15 protein-coding genes are annotated in these 13,730 nt (G+C 70.0%); 10 read left to right on the top strand and 5 right to left on the bottom strand.

What is annotated here, in order from left to right:
- Positions 1–103: 103 nt before the first annotated feature.
- Positions 104–1,336 (top strand): exodeoxyribonuclease VII large subunit, encoded by a 1,233-nt coding sequence (xseA, locus tag ACFVDI_RS12305; protein WP_378904989.1) that lies wholly within the window; start codon positions 104–106, stop codon positions 1,334–1,336.
- On the top strand, positions 1,329–1,532 hold the full coding sequence (locus ACFVDI_RS12300) for an exodeoxyribonuclease VII small subunit (protein WP_378904986.1): 204 nt from the start codon (positions 1,329–1,331) through the stop codon (positions 1,530–1,532). The genes xseA and ACFVDI_RS12300 overlap by 8 nt, the downstream gene beginning before the upstream one ends.
- Before the next feature lie 66 nt (positions 1,533–1,598).
- Here ACFVDI_RS12300 and ACFVDI_RS12295 read toward each other — a convergent pair whose 3' ends face one another.
- Positions 1,599–2,225 carry a DUF4245 family protein gene (locus ACFVDI_RS12295; RefSeq protein ID WP_378904983.1) on the bottom strand — a complete coding sequence of 209 codons (627 nt, stop codon included), beginning with the start codon at positions 2,223–2,225 and terminating at the stop codon, positions 1,599–1,601.
- Positions 2,226–2,355: 130 nt separating this feature from the next.
- Here ACFVDI_RS12295 and ACFVDI_RS12290 point away from each other — a divergent pair, with 130 nt between their 5' ends.
- The 7 genes from ACFVDI_RS12290 to ACFVDI_RS12260 all read left to right on the top strand — a co-directional run bounded on the left by ACFVDI_RS12290 (position 2,356) and on the right by ACFVDI_RS12260 (position 8,206).
- Positions 2,356–2,745, top strand: a complete 390-nt coding sequence (locus ACFVDI_RS12290) for a molybdopterin-binding protein (RefSeq protein ID WP_378904980.1) — start codon at positions 2,356–2,358, stop codon at positions 2,743–2,745.
- On the top strand, positions 2,742–3,497 hold the full coding sequence (gene modA, locus ACFVDI_RS12285; RefSeq protein WP_378904978.1) for a molybdate ABC transporter substrate-binding protein: 756 nt from the start codon (positions 2,742–2,744) through the stop codon (positions 3,495–3,497). Before ACFVDI_RS12290 ends, modA begins: the two co-directional genes overlap by 4 nt.
- A gap of 58 nt (positions 3,498–3,555) precedes the next feature.
- Entirely contained in the window at positions 3,556–4,317 is a 762-nt protein-coding gene (locus ACFVDI_RS12280) for an ABC transporter permease (protein ID WP_378904975.1), read from the top strand.
- A complete protein-coding gene (locus tag ACFVDI_RS12275; protein WP_378904972.1) occupies positions 4,314–5,012 on the top strand; it encodes an ATP-binding cassette domain-containing protein in 699 nt (232 codons plus the stop codon). Before ACFVDI_RS12280 ends, ACFVDI_RS12275 begins: the two co-directional genes overlap by 4 nt.
- 43 nt (positions 5,013–5,055) lie before the next feature.
- The gene (gene glpX, locus ACFVDI_RS12270) at positions 5,056–6,075 is read left to right on the top strand and encodes a class II fructose-bisphosphatase (RefSeq protein WP_378904969.1); all 1,020 of its coding nucleotides are present in this window, start codon (positions 5,056–5,058) and stop codon (positions 6,073–6,075) included.
- A 182-nt stretch (positions 6,076–6,257) separates the two neighbouring features.
- The gene (locus tag ACFVDI_RS12265; RefSeq protein ID WP_378904966.1) at positions 6,258–7,178 is read left to right on the top strand and encodes an alpha/beta fold hydrolase; all 921 of its coding nucleotides are present in this window, start codon (positions 6,258–6,260) and stop codon (positions 7,176–7,178) included.
- A gap of 50 nt (positions 7,179–7,228) precedes the next feature.
- Positions 7,229–8,206 carry a cytochrome c oxidase assembly protein gene (locus ACFVDI_RS12260; RefSeq protein ID WP_378904963.1) on the top strand — a complete coding sequence of 326 codons (978 nt, stop codon included), beginning with the start codon at positions 7,229–7,231 and terminating at the stop codon, positions 8,204–8,206.
- Between the two features lie 50 nt (positions 8,207–8,256).
- On the opposite strand, the gene ACFVDI_RS12255 is transcribed toward ACFVDI_RS12260, so the two are convergent.
- From ACFVDI_RS12255 to ACFVDI_RS12240, 4 genes are all read right to left on the bottom strand, one after another.
- Positions 8,257–9,327, bottom strand: coding sequence for an ABC transporter ATP-binding protein (locus ACFVDI_RS12255; protein ID WP_378904960.1), 1,071 nt, complete (start codon positions 9,325–9,327; stop codon positions 8,257–8,259).
- 103 nt (positions 9,328–9,430) lie between these two features.
- Positions 9,431–11,161 (bottom strand): sulfatase-like hydrolase/transferase, encoded by a 1,731-nt coding sequence (locus tag ACFVDI_RS12250; protein ID WP_378904957.1) that lies wholly within the window; start codon positions 11,159–11,161, stop codon positions 9,431–9,433.
- Between the two features lie 117 nt (positions 11,162–11,278).
- The gene (locus tag ACFVDI_RS12245; protein WP_378904954.1) at positions 11,279–11,974 is read right to left on the bottom strand and encodes a DUF1707 domain-containing protein; all 696 of its coding nucleotides are present in this window, start codon (positions 11,972–11,974) and stop codon (positions 11,279–11,281) included.
- A gap of 56 nt (positions 11,975–12,030) precedes the next feature.
- Positions 12,031–12,699 carry a DUF1707 domain-containing protein gene (locus tag ACFVDI_RS12240; RefSeq protein ID WP_378904951.1) on the bottom strand — a complete coding sequence of 223 codons (669 nt, stop codon included), beginning with the start codon at positions 12,697–12,699 and terminating at the stop codon, positions 12,031–12,033.
- Between the two features lie 126 nt (positions 12,700–12,825).
- Here ACFVDI_RS12240 and ACFVDI_RS12235 point away from each other — a divergent pair, with 126 nt between their 5' ends.
- Positions 12,826–13,725, top strand: coding sequence for an NAD(P)-dependent oxidoreductase (locus ACFVDI_RS12235; RefSeq protein WP_378904948.1), 900 nt, complete (start codon positions 12,826–12,828; stop codon positions 13,723–13,725).
- Positions 13,726–13,730: the final 5 nt, after the last annotated feature.

The following is a 13,730-nucleotide window of genomic DNA, read 5'->3' as shown; positions in this document are numbered from 1 at the left end:
GGACAGACGCGCCGACTCGACGCTCTGAGGCGGGACAGACGCGCCGAGTGGGCATGCGTGTGTGGGACAAACGGGCCGAGTGGGCGGGCACTAGGGTGGCGCCATGGCCCTCGACACCTCCCCCGAGTCGCCCGCTCCGGTGCGGCAGATCGCGAACGCGATCGGTGGCTGGATCGACCGGCTCGGCGCGGTCTGGGTGGAGGGGCAGGTCGCCCAGCTGAGCCGGCGGCCGGGGATGCAGACGGTGTTCCTGACCCTGCGCGACTCGGTGGCCGACATCTCGGTGCCGGTGACGTGCACCCGGTTCCTGCTCGACAGCCTCAACCCGCCGCTGGTCGAGGGCGCGTCGGTGATCATCCACGCCAAGCCGTCCTACTACGCCAACCGCGGCACGCTGTCGCTGCAGGCCCGCGACATCCGCCCGGTCGGGCTCGGCGAGCTGCTCGCCCGGCTCGAGCAGCGCCGGCAGCTGCTGGCCGCCGAGGGGCTCTTCGCGGCCGAGCTCAAGCGACCGCTCCCCTTCCTGCCGACCAAGGTCGGACTGGTCACCGCGGCCAACTCAGCGGCTGAGCGGGACGTGCTCGAGAACGCGCGGCGACGGTGGCCGCAGGTGCGGTTCGAGGTGGCGTACGCCGCGATGCAGGGTTCGCGCAGCGCCGCCGACGTCGTCGAGAAGCTGCAGCGGCTCGACCGTGATCCCGAGGTCGACGTCATCGTCGTCGCCCGCGGCGGCGGCTCCGTCGAGGACCTGCTGCCGTTCTCCGACGAGCACCTGATCCGTGCCGTGCACGCCGCTCGCACGCCCATCGTCTCCGCGATCGGCCACGAGCCCGACTCGCCGCTGCTGGACCTGGCCGCTGACGTACGCGCCTCGACGCCGACCGATGCCGCCAAGCTCGTCGTGCCCGACGTGGTCGAGGAGCAGCGGATCGTCGCGACCGGTCGTGACCGGCTCCGTGGCGGCATCGCCGCGCTGATCCACCGCGAGCAGACGCTGCTCGACGCGCTGCGCTCGCGGCCCGTGCTGGCCGACCCACGATCGCTGATCGACGCCCGGCACGACGAGGTCACCTCGCTGCGCGACCGTGCCCGTCGCACCGTCGGGCACGCCCTCGACCGGGCTGCCGACGACATCGGCCACCATCGGGCCCGCGCCCGCGCGCTCTCTCCCCTGGAGACGCTCAGGCGCGGCTACGCGGTCGCCCAGGACGCCGATGGACACGTGCTCACCAGCGTCACCGACGCGACCGAAGGCGCCGCCGTCAGCATCCGCCTTGCCGACGGCCGCCTGAACACCGCCATCACCTCGATCGAGAAAGACCCAGCCGATGACTGACTCCGACGACAAGAACCTCTCCTACGAGCAGGCCCGCGAGGAGCTGGTCGAGGTCGTCCGCAAGCTCGAGGCCGGCGGCATCACCCTCGAGGAGTCGCTGGCCCTGTGGGAGCGCGGCGAGAAGCTGGCCACGCTGTGCCAGGAGTGGCTCGACGGCGCCCGGAAGAAGATCGACGCCGCGATCGCCGACGACTGATCTCGCCTCGCTGGTCGAGCCGCCGGAGCCGCTAGGCGGAGGCGTGTCGAGACCAGCGGTGGGTCGCTACTTCTTCAGGGGCTCGGTGGTGAGGAGCGCGAGGTAGTCGCGTACGTCGCCGTCCTTGGGACCCCAGAGCATCAGGGTCTGACCGTCGACCTCGGCCGAGTAGGCGCTGTCGCCGTCGGAGTCGGACCACTCGGTCCAGGTGGTGGCGACAGCGGTCTCGATGGTGACCTCGTCGCCCTGCTTGGCCTGGGTGTCGACGTTCTTCTGGGCGAGCGCCTGCGCCGACCGGGCCGAGAGCTCGAGGCCGACGTAGGAGGTCTCGCCCTTGACGAACGACATCGTCCACGCCGGCTCCTCGCCGCCCTTGTAGGACGGGTCGGTGTTGGCGTACCAGCCCGAGGGCAGCTCACGCGGGTAGACGATGTCGAGATCGGCGGCCTGGGCGCTGCGCACGGCCTCGGCCCAGTCGGCCTTGTAGGTCTGGTTGGCGCCGCTCACCTCGCGCTCGAGGTTGCCGCGCCACTGCACGATCAGCACGATCGGGACGACGAGGACGAGCAGGAAGATCATCGATCCGATGAGCGCACCGAACGTACGCGGGTAGCTGCGCGCCGGGGTCTCCGGCTGCTCGCTCGTCGGCTGATTCGACGGCTGGGCGGGCTGCTGCTGATCGGTGTCGCTCACGTCCTCCATGGTCCCACTCGACCGATGTTCCCTCGAATCGTGGTCTCGACAGGCTCGACCACCGAGTCCTCGCGTTCCGCAGATGAGGACAATCGAAGCGAGATCGCTCCGCAGATGCGATACTCCTTCGGTGACCTCGTACCGCATCGCCGAAGCCGCCGATCTCCTCGGCGTCAGCGACGACACCGTTCGCCGCTGGGTGGATGCGGGACGGATCGCGGCGAGCACCGAGAACGGCCGCGCGGTCATCGACGGGATCGTCCTGGCCGAGCTGGCCTCGGAGCTGGCCGACGCCCCCAACCCGGACCGGGCGAAGGCGGTCAGCGCTCGCAACCGGATGCTCGGGATCGTCACCAGGACCACCTTGGACACCGTGATGGCCCAGGTGGAGATGGTGTGCGGGCCCTACCGGATCGTCTCGCTGATGAGCGCCGAGGCCGCCATCGAGCTCGGCCTCGAGCCCGGCGTCAGCGCCGTCGCGTCCATCAAGTCGACCAACGTCGTCGTGGAGCGCCCATGATCAAGCACCCCGCCATCGCTGCCGGCATCGCCGTCGCAGCCGTCCTCGCGCTCGCCGGCTGCGGCAGCGCGAGCGGACAGGCCGACGAGCAGGAGCTGACCGTGTTCGCGGCGGCCTCGCTGAGCGACACGTTCACCCAGCTGGCGGAGGAGTTCGAGAAGGAACACCCCGAGGTGAAGGTGACCACGAGCTTCGGCGGTTCCTCGGACCTGGTCGCCCAGATCGAGGACGGCGCCCCGGCCGACGTCTTCGCCTCGGCCGACGCCGCGAACATGGACAAGCTCGGCGACCTGGCCGTCGCCCCGGAGGACTTCGCCTCCAACATCCTGGAGATCGCCACGCCGCCGGGCAACCCGGCCGACATCACCGGCTTCCAGGACCTGGCCAGGCCCGGAAGCAAGGTCGTCGTCTGTGCCGCCGAGGTCCCGTGCGGCAACGCGACCGCCCGGATGGAGGAGAAGACCGGCGTCGACATCGAGCCGGTCAGCGAGGAGCAGTCGGTCAGCGACGTACTCGCCAAGGTGACCTCGGGCGACGCCGACGCCGGGCTGGTCTACGTCACCGACGTGGTCGCCGCCGGCGACACCGTCACGGGCGTCGAGTTCGAGGAGGCCGACCAGGTCGTGAACACCTATCCGATCAGCGCCATCGACGGCGCCGACGACACCGACCTGGCCCAGGAGTTCGTCGACCTGGTGCTGAGCGAGACCGGGCAGAAGGTGTTGAGCGATGCCGGCTTCGGCCAGCCCTGATCTTCTCGGGAGGTCCGGACGGACGGACCGGCAGCGGGGGGCCGGTCCGTCCGTCGGGATGCCACGCTGGCTGTGGCTGCCGGCGGCCCTCGCCGCGGCGTTCATCATCGTCCCGCTGGCCGCGATCATCCTCCGCGTCGACCTGGCGAGCTTCCCGGCACTGATCACCTCGCCGTCCGCGCTGGAGGCGCTCTGGCTCAGCCTGCGCACCGCGGTGGCCAGCACCGTGCTGTGCATCCTCCTCGGCGTACCCCTCTCCACGGTGCTCGCCCGCACCAGGTTCCGGGGACAGGGGCTGGTGCGCTCGCTGGTGCTGCTCCCACTCGTACTGCCGCCGGTCGTCAGCGGTCTGGCGCTGCTCTACACCTTCGGCCGCCGCGGGCTGCTGGGGCAGTCGCTGGACCTGGTCGGCATCCAGATCCCGTTCACCACGCTCGCCGTGGTGATGGCGCAGACGTTCGTCGCCCTGCCGTTCCTGGTGATCAGCCTCGAGGGAGCGCTGCGCACCAGCGGCACCCGCTACGAGGCGGTCGCGGCCACGCTCGGTGCCCGCCCGACCACCGTCTTCCGGCGCGTCACCCTCCCCCTGGTCGCCCCCGGCCTGCTCTCCGGATCGGTCCTCGCCTTCGCCCGCTGCCTGGGCGAGTTCGGCGCCACCATCACCTTCGCCGGCAACCTCCCCGGCGTCACCAGCACGATGCCGCTGCAGGTCTACCTGCTCCGCGTCGACGACCCCGACGCTGCGGTCGCGCTCTCGCTCGTGCTCGTCGTCGTCGCGGTCGCCGTGATCGGCTTCGCCCGCCACGGGAGGGCCCTATGAGCGCGCTTCACCTGCGGGCCGTGATCGCCGAGCGCGGCATCGATGTCACCCTCGACGTGGTCGCCGGCGAGACGGTGGCGCTCACCGGCCCCAACGGCGCCGGCAAGTCGAGCCTGCTCGGGGTGATCTCAGGTCTCCTCCGTCCCGACGAAGGAGAGGTACGTCTCGGTGACCGCATCCTCGACACCACTCCCCCGCACGCCCGTGGGGTCGCGCTCCTCGCCCAGGACCCGCTGCTCTTCCCGCACCTGTCCGTGCTGGCCAACGTGGCCTTCGCGCCCCGGGCCCGAGGCGTACGCCGCCACCAGGCCAACGAGCTCGCCACCCGCCATCTCACCGAGGTCGGCGCCGAGACGCTCGCCGGCCGCAAGCCGTCCCAGATCTCCGGTGGCCAGGCCCAGCGGGTGGCGGTGGCCAGGGCTCTCGCCGCGGACCCCGAGCTGCTGCTGCTCGACGAGCCGATGGCTTCACTCGACGTCGACGTACGCCCCGCGCTGCGGCAGACGCTGCGTACCGCCCTCGAAGGCAGGACCGCCATCATCATCACCCACGACGCCGCCGACGCCCGAGCGCTCGCCGACCGGGTGGTGGTGATCGAGCACGGTCGCATCGTCGAGGACGGCCCGACCGAACGGGTCCTGAACGACCCACAGACACCATTCGCTGTGAGACTTGTCTCTGGATCGATCAAGTGACTCGGCGGCCACGCCACCGCACGCGGCGGATAGATTGAACCCCATGAACGACACCCAGCCGCTCGGCGTCGCCCCCACCGCCCCTGACCGCAACCTGGCCCTGGAGCTGGTGCGCGTGACCGAGGCAGCGGCGATGGCCGCCGCCCGCTGGGTCGGCCGTGGCGACAAGAACGGCGCCGACGGTGTCGCGGTCAACGCGATGCGCACGATGATCTCCACGGTCGCCATGAACGGCACCGTCGTGATCGGCGAGGGAGAGAAGGACAACGCTCCCATGCTCTTCAACGGCGAGCAGGTCGGCGACGGCACCGGACCCGAGTGCGACGTCGCGGTCGACCCGATCGACGGCACCACCCTGACCGCCAAGGGCATGAGCAACGCCGTCGCGGTGATGGCAGTCGCCCCGCGCGGCAGCATGTACGACCCCAGCGCCGTCTTCTACATGGAGAAGCTGGTCACCGGCCCCGAGGCCGCCGACGTCGTCGACATCCGCCTGCCGGTCGCCGAGAACATCGCCGCCGTGGCCAAGGCCAAGGACACCACGACCTCCGACATCACCGTGATCGTGCTCGACCGGCCCCGTCACGACAAGCTGGTCGAGGAGATCCGCCAGACCGGCGCCCGGATCAAGTTCATCGTCGACGGCGACGTGGCCGGCGCGATCTCGGCGGCCCGCGCCGGCTCCGGCGCCGACCTGCTGATGGGCATCGGCGGCACTCCCGAGGGGATCGTCGCCGCCTGCGCGATGAAGGCGCTCGGCGGCACCATCCAGGGCCGGCTGTGGCCGAAGGACGACGAGGAGCGCCAGCGCGCCCTCGACGCCGGGCACAACCTCGACCCCGACTTCGTGCTCCACACCGACGACCTGGTCACCGGCGACGACTGCTTCTTCGTGGCCACCGGCATCACCGACGGCGACCTGATGCGGGGCGTGCAGTACCTCCCCCACGGCGCCGTCGTCACCGACTCCCTGGTGATGCGCAGCCGCTCGGGCACGATCCGCAAGGTCACCTCCGAGCACCAGCTCGCCAAGCTCAAGGCCTACAGCGCGATCGATTTCTGAGCCTCGCACGGCGCTTGCGCCGGGCGAACGCGAAGAGATCGAGCGAGGCCCGTTCTGGCGAGCTTGCTCGCCGGAACGACGGCCGGGTCGAGATCCACACGCTCGCGGAACATCGCCCGCCACGATGGTCTCGACAAGTTCGACCACCGGAGACATCTGGCCCCGTCCCGTAAAATCGGCACATGACCACCGCCGAGCCGACCGAGTCCACCGCTTTCCTCCCCGGAGGAGTCGAGCTTGCGTACGACACGTTCGGCGATCCCGGCGCTGACCCGCTGCTGCTGATCATGGGGCTAGGCGGCCCGATGACCTGGTGGGACGTCCGGCTGTGCCAGCAGCTGTCCGAGGCCGGCTTCTACGTGATCCGCTACGACAACCGCGACGTCGGCCACTCCTCACCGCACCCGAGCGACGAGCGGATCACGCTCGCCCGGCTGGCCCGGGCGTTCGTGGGGCTGCCGACCGCGTCGCCGTACGCCCTGACCGACCTCGCCGACGACGCGGCCGCGCTGCTGACCCACCTCGGCGTCGGCTCCGCCCATGTGTGGGGCGTGTCGATGGGCGGGATGATCGCCCAGACCCTCGCCATCCGCCACCCCGACCGGGTGCGCTCGGTCTGCTCGACGATGTCCACCACCGGCCGACGTGGTGTCGGCTTCCAGCACCCGACCCTGCTGCCCGCGCTGGTCATCAAGAAGCCCGGCCTGGAGGGTTACATCGAGCGCCAGATCAAGGGCGGCGTACAGATCGGCTCGCCCGCCTATCGCGAGCCCGAGGACGAGGTGCGCCGGCGCGCGATCGACACCTGGAACCGCGGCGTGAACGCTGCGGCCGTCGCCCGGCAGATGCTCGCCATCCTCACCCAGCCCGACCGCACCGAGGACCTCGGCCGGATCAAGGTCCCGTTCAGCGTGATCCACGGCCTGGCCGACAAGATGGTCCACGTCTCCGGCGGCCGGGCGACCGCGGCGGCCGTCCCCGGCGCCGAGATCACCCTGATCAAGGGCATGGGCCACGACCTTCCCGTGGGCCTGTGGCCGACCTTCATCAAGATCGTGCGCCGCACCGCCGACCGGGCCGCCGACCGCACGCTCACCGCCTAGCCGGCCGCCTGGAATAACCTCCGGTCGCGACCCGGAGATACCGTGAGGCCATGCACGACCACGGCTCCCTGCCCGCACTCGGCTGGTCCGAGTTCCTCACCACCTGGAGTCTCCAGCCCGGCTGGCTGCTCGCCGCGGTCATCCTCGGCGCGGGCTACCTCACGCTCCGCAACGCCGCCGGAGCGGCGTCGACGGTCAAAGCCTGGCGGGTAGCGTCGTTCCTGACCGGGCTCGGCCTGATGTACGTCGTGGTCGCCTCGGCCATCAACGGCTATGCGATGGCGCTGGCGTGGATGCACATGGTGCTCCACCTGACGCTGATCATGGTCGTACCCACGCTCCTGGTGCTCGGGCATCCGCTCACCGTCATCGCCGAGACCGGGCCGCGCGCCGAGCGAGCGATGCGCTCGCTCCCGGCGACCGTCCTGGTCCACCCCGTCACGGGCACCCTGCTCTACTCCCTGGTCATAATCGGCACCCACCTGTCCGGGTTCATGGACTCGATGGCTCAGAGCACGCCGCTGATGGTCGGCGAGCAGGTCGCCTACGTCGTCGCCGGCTTCCTCTTCCTCACCGGTACGATCGGCGAGGAGAAGGTACGCACCGACCTGCCCTACCTCGGCCGGATCGCCCTCCTCGTGGTCGGCATGGTGCCCGACACGATCGTCGGGATCGTGATGCTGCAGACCGAGCGCGACCTCTACCCGGTCTACTCCGGCGCCCGGCCCGAGTGGGCACTGGACGCGGTTCGCGACATCCAGACCGCCGGCGGCCTGATGTGGGCCGGCGGCGACGGCGGCATGATGCTGCTCGCGATCGGCCTGGTCATCGCCGTCGTCTCCTCACCCGAGCGCCGGACCAAGATGACCGGCCGCTTCCTCGACGGCGTACGCAGCGCCCGGCTCGCCGAGGAGAGCGCCCGGGGCACGACCGAGGGCCCCGCCGAGCCGGGATCCGTGGATCCCGACAGCGACGAGGCCCTCGATGCCTACAACGCGATGCTGGCTCGGATGAACCAGCAGCAGTGAGTTATTTGCGATTGCTTCGCAATTCGCGCAGCGCTGGAGCGCTGGGGACATCAGTTGACGCGCAGGCCCGACTCGGTGTCGAAGACGTGGACGTCCTCGGGGTCGGTGGTGACGTAGATGGTGTCGCCCTTGCTGACCTGGTCCTTGGAGGAGACCCGGACGATCAGGGTGGACGGGACACCCTCGACGTCGCTGGTGCCGTAGACGTAGGAGTCGGAACCGAGCTCCTCGACGACGGTCACCCGGACCGGCAGCCCGCCCTGGCCCTCGCCGATGACCCGGAAGCTCTCCGGGCGCACGCCGACGGTGATCTGCTGGGGCAGGTCGTGGCCGCTGATCGGCACGACGTACTCCTCGATCTTGGCGCCGCCGTCGGCCGAGGTGGCCTTGATCAGGTTCATCTGCGGGGAGCCGATGAAGCCGGCGACGAAGAGGTTGACCGGCTTGCGGTAGAGGTTGAGCGGGGTGTCGACCTGCTGCAGCTCACCGTTGCTCATCACCGCGACGCGGTCGCCCATCGTCATCGCCTCGACCTGGTCGTGGGTGACATAGACGGTCGTGATGCCGAGCTCGGCCTGGAGCTTGGCGATGTCGGTGCGGGTCTGGACACGCATCTTGGCGTCGAGGTTCGACAGCGGCTCGTCCATGCAGAAGACCTGAGGCTGGCGGACGATCGCACGGCCCATGGCGACGCGCTGGCGCTGACCACCGGAGAGCGCCTTCGGCTTGCGGTCGAGGTAGTCGGTCAGGCCCAGGGTCTTGGCCGCCTCGGCGACGAGCTTGTCACGCTCGGCCTTCGGAACCTTGGCCATCTTCAGCGAGAACGCCATGTTCTCGGCGACGCTCATGTGCGGGTAGAGCGCGTAGTTCTGGAAGACCATCGCGATGTCGCGGTCCTTGGGGGCGACGTTGGTGACGTCGCGGTCGCCGATCTTGATGGCGCCCGAGTTGACCTCCTCAAGCCCGGCGAGCATGCGCAGGGTGGTGGTCTTACCGCATCCGGACGGGCCGACGAGCACCATGAACTCGCCGTCCTTGATCTCCAGGTCGATGCCCTTGACCGCGGGCTCGGCGGCGCCGGCGTACCAACGCTGCGCCTTCTCAAAACTGACTGTTGCCATGATTCCGTTGTCTCCTTCACCGGCAGGTACGTGCCGGACGATCCGTTGTGAAGTGACCGAGGACACATTTCCTCGGCGGGGACACCATAGCCCAGATTCGGAATCAGCGGGTCAAAGCCCGGCACACAGCCGGGGCACAGCTGTCGTAGGCCTCGAGCCGGCGCATCAGGTCGCGCGCATACGGTTTCGCGTGGTCCTCGGCGAAGACGTTGCGGTCCTCCCACGGCCGGTCGTAGCGGTAGAGCTCGTAGGCGTAGTCGGTGCCCCTCCAGGACTTGTCCAGGTCGAACCGGACCAGCAGTCCCTGCGAGCCGCGCACCGCGATGTAGGACGGGATGATGTCGATGGTGCCGCCCGAGCCGCTGTCGAGGTCGACCTCGCCGGGGTGGGACCTGGCGTAGGTGTGCTCGAAGAAGGCGTACCTCCCGCCCGGCAGCCGCGGCCGGCTCAGGGTCTCCGCGAACGAGCTGCCGGAGACGTACGACGGGGTCGGGGCGCCGGCGATGTCGAGGAAGGTCGGCGCCAGGTCGATGTTGTTGACGAACTGGCTGCGCTTGCCCGGCACCACGTCGGGGCCGACGACGACCAGCGGGACGCGGGTGTCGGAGTCGTACGGCGCGCCCTTGCCGCCGTTGAGCTGGTGCTGACCGAGGTGGAAGCCGTTGTCCGAGGTCAGCACGATGTAGGTGTCGTCGCCGGCCGCCTGGCGCACCTGGGTGATCATCCGGTCGATCGACTGCACCATCCGGGCGCGGTCGCGGTACTGGCTCAGCGCCGTCTCGTCGCTCAGCGAGATCTTGTTGGTGCGCCAGGCGGGGGCCTGCGAGGTACGTCCGGCGCGGCCGAGGTAGGTGGGCGCATTGTCCGAGCGGTCGTCGCCGTAGCCGGCCAGGTCCTCGAGCGTCAGGTCGGCACAGGCGACCCGGCCACAGTTGCCGCCCGCGGGGTCGCCGGCGGGCGCCTGGTCGGCGAACGCGGGCGGGAACCAGGTGTCCAGGCCCGGGTAGTGGTGGCCGAGCCGGGAGTGCGGCCCGTAGGCGGCGATCTCGAGGAAGTAGGGGTTCTCGTCGTCGCGGTGCTTCTCGATGAAGGCGAGGGCGTAGTCGCGGGTGACGTTGGCGGCGTACGCAGCGTCCTTGCGCTCCACGGAGGCGTTCTGCGCTGGCTGCGGGTGGTTGCGCAGCCGCACCTCGCCGTCCTCGTCGAGGAAGGTGCTCTGGTAGCCCCAGCCGCCGTAGGCACCGCCGAGGAGCGCGTTCCAGGAGTCCCAGCCCGGCACCTTGGGCGGCGGGACCCGCTTGCCGTCGGAGCCGAGGGTGGCCTCGTAGGCGTTGATGTACTTCCCCACGAACCCGGTCGTGTAGCCGGCCTCCTGCAGCCCGATGCTGAACTGCTTCTCCAGGTTGCCGTAGCGCTGGAAAGCCGACCAGCCACCGACCGGGTGCTCCGGGTCGTTCTGGGTGTTGGTGAGGACCTTGGTGTGATGAGGCGTCTGCCCGGTGAGCAGCGCGGCACGCGAGGGGCAGCACAGCGAGTCGATGACGAAGGAGTTCTGGTAGGTCGCTCCCTCCGCGGCCATCCGGGTCGCCTCCGGCATCGTGCGGAGCAGCTCCAGGGAGAAGTCGTCCATCAGGATGAGCACCATGTCGGGGCGCTCGTCGGTCGTGGCGGCGAGCTCGGCCGCTTCCTCGACCGGCGCGACCGGCGCGGCCGACGGGTCGGCAGCGGCGGAACCGGCGGCGAGCGTCTTCGGGCCGATGACGAGGAGCCCTCCGACGAGCGCCACGGCCGCCGCGGTCGCGGCACCCAGCAGTAGGCTCCACTTCGGCTTCATCCCGAGTCTCCTTTGTCTACTATGTAACTACACAATAGCGTGTTCAGGCGAGGTTAGTGCCTGAACTCCAGGCACGACAAAATCGGTCCGCGGAGCGGACCTCCCGAGGGGTGTTGCTCAGTGCATCCCGTGTGGCGGGAGCTCGTGCGGCGGCGGCAGCCGCAGCTGCTTGGAGCGCTTGGGCTCCTTCAGCGGCTTGCGGATGACGGTGACGCCGCCCATCAGCGCCAGCCCCTTCACCCGCAGCAGAGGACCGCCGGTCGGCTCGATCCCGCGAGGACCGACGTAGCCGCCCATGATCCCGACGCCCTGCATCACGACCTGGACGTCGGGACCGACGGTGATGTTGACCCCACCCATGATCGCGTTGGCGTAGATCACGGTCTCCTGCGCGGAGAACTGCGCCTGGCGCATGTCGAGGTCGGCGCCGCCCATCAGCGCGATCACGTTGCCGGTCGCCGGCACCGTCCAGACCCCGCGCCGGTCGACGCCGCTCATGATCGCGACGTAGAGCTGGCTCTCGATCGGGTTGTCGGCGAAGACCGCGGGGCTGCTCCCGGTCGCGGGCGGCATCTGCGGAACCGGCGGAGCGGGGGTGCCCGCTGCCGGCAGGTCGACCGTGATCGGGATCAGGTCGGCGTACGTCTTGGCCTTGAAGGTCGCCTCGAGGCGGTCGTCGAGCTCGTCGATCTCCAGGCGTCCCTCGCCCGCGGCCTCGCGCAGGATGTCGGCCACCTTGTGGCGGTCGGCATCGCTGATCCGGAGATTCGGATCAGGATGCTGGCCACGGAATGGCTCGGGGGTCGTTCCCATGGGGCGAATCGTAGTGGGGGCATCGAGCCTGTGCCTCAACAATCCCCCTACCGCATTCACTCGAGACCGAGATGCTGCTTCAGCGTGCGCTTCGGGCCGCGCGGACCCCGGCGCTTGACGGTCACATCGCCCAGCACCGCGAGGCCCCGCACCCGCACCACCGGTGAGTCCGCGGAGAGCACCTCGGGCACCTTCGCCGACGGCTCCTTGAAGTCACCGAGCACGCCGTTGCCCTCGACGATCACGTGCACGTGCGGCGGCACGGTGACCTTCACGCTGCCCAGGACCGAGGTGGCGTTGATGACGACCTCGCGAGCCGAGTAGTGCGCCTCGCGCAGGTCGATGTCGGCGTCGCCCAGCACCGCGTTGACCGAGAGCTGCTGAGGAACCACCCACACGCCCTTGCGCTCGACGTTGCTCAGGAACGCGCTGGCGCTGTCGGACTCGTCGCCGTGGCCGTAGACGACGGGCACCGCGCCGGCGGCGGGCGCCGCGGGCATCACCGGCACCTGCCCCGCGACCGGCAGGTCCTGCGTGATCGGCTCCAGGTCGGCGTACGTCTTGGCCTGGTAGGTCTCCTCGAGCCGCTCCTCGAGCTCGTCGATGTCGAGCCGGCCATCCCCCGCCGCCTCGCGCAGGATGTCGGCCACCGCGTGGCGGTCGGCATCGCTGACGCGCAGGTCGGGTCGGCGGGGCTGGCCGGGGTGCGGTTCAGGGAGTCCCATGACCCTGAATGCTATCGGCGTAGGTGTCCCCCGTCTCTCGGGTTCAACCCTGAGACGGGCACTGACCGATTGGTGCGTACCCCAGTAAATAGTGGGTACTCCCGCAACGTGGCGACGTCCTCCAGCATGGATGACGTGTCAGAAACCAATAGAACCCCGACCCCCTCGACCGACGTCAGCGTGCTCGGCCTCGGCGCGATGGGTAGCGCGCTGGTGACCGCGTTGCTCGCCGCCGGCCGGTCCGTGACCGTCTGGAACCGCACCCCCGGCCGCGCCGAGGACCTGGTGGCCCGCGGCGCCGGTGTGGCGGACTCGGTCCCCGCGGCGGTGCTGGCCAGCCCCGTCGTCATCGCCTGCCTGCTCGATCACTCCTCCGTCGAGGAGACGCTCGGCCTGGCTGCCGGCGAGCTGCGCGGCCGCACCCTGGTCAACGTCACGACCACGACCCCGAACGAGTCCCGTGCGCTCGCCTCCTGGGCGGCCGAGCACGGCGTCGACTACCTCGACGGCGCCATCATGGCCGTGCCCGCCATGATCGGTTCCCGCGCGGGCCAGATCTTCTACAGCGGCTCGCGGACGGCGTACGACGCCGTCCTGCCGACGCTCGACGTCTGGGCCACGAGCGAGTTCCACGGCGAGGACGCCGGCAGGGCCTCGCTGGTGGACCTGGCGATGCTGTCGGGGATGTACCAGATGTTCATGGGCTTCTTCCACGGTGCCGCGATGGTCGCCACCATGGGGATGAGCGCTTCGGACTTCGCTGCCCGGCAGGGCTTGTTCCTCGCGGCCATGACGGAGGAGCTCGCCGGCTACGCGAAGGTCATCGACGGTGGCGACTATGCCGTCGAGGGCCAGCAGAGCCTGGAGTTCTCCGACCTCACCCACATCGTGCGTGCCAGCGAGGAGGAGGGGATCGACCCCTCCCCCATCGCTGCCGTCCAGGCGCTGATCAGCGGACAGATCGCCGCGGGGCACGGCTCGGAGGGGCTCCCCAGGGTCATCGAGAGCCTGCGCGCGGACGGGTAGCTGAC

It is taken from the genome of Nocardioides sp. NPDC057767, assembly GCF_042798275.1.
Taxonomy (GTDB): domain Bacteria; phylum Actinomycetota; class Actinomycetes; order Propionibacteriales; family Nocardioidaceae; genus Nocardioides.
This window is presented reverse-complemented; position numbering and strand designations above follow the sequence as displayed.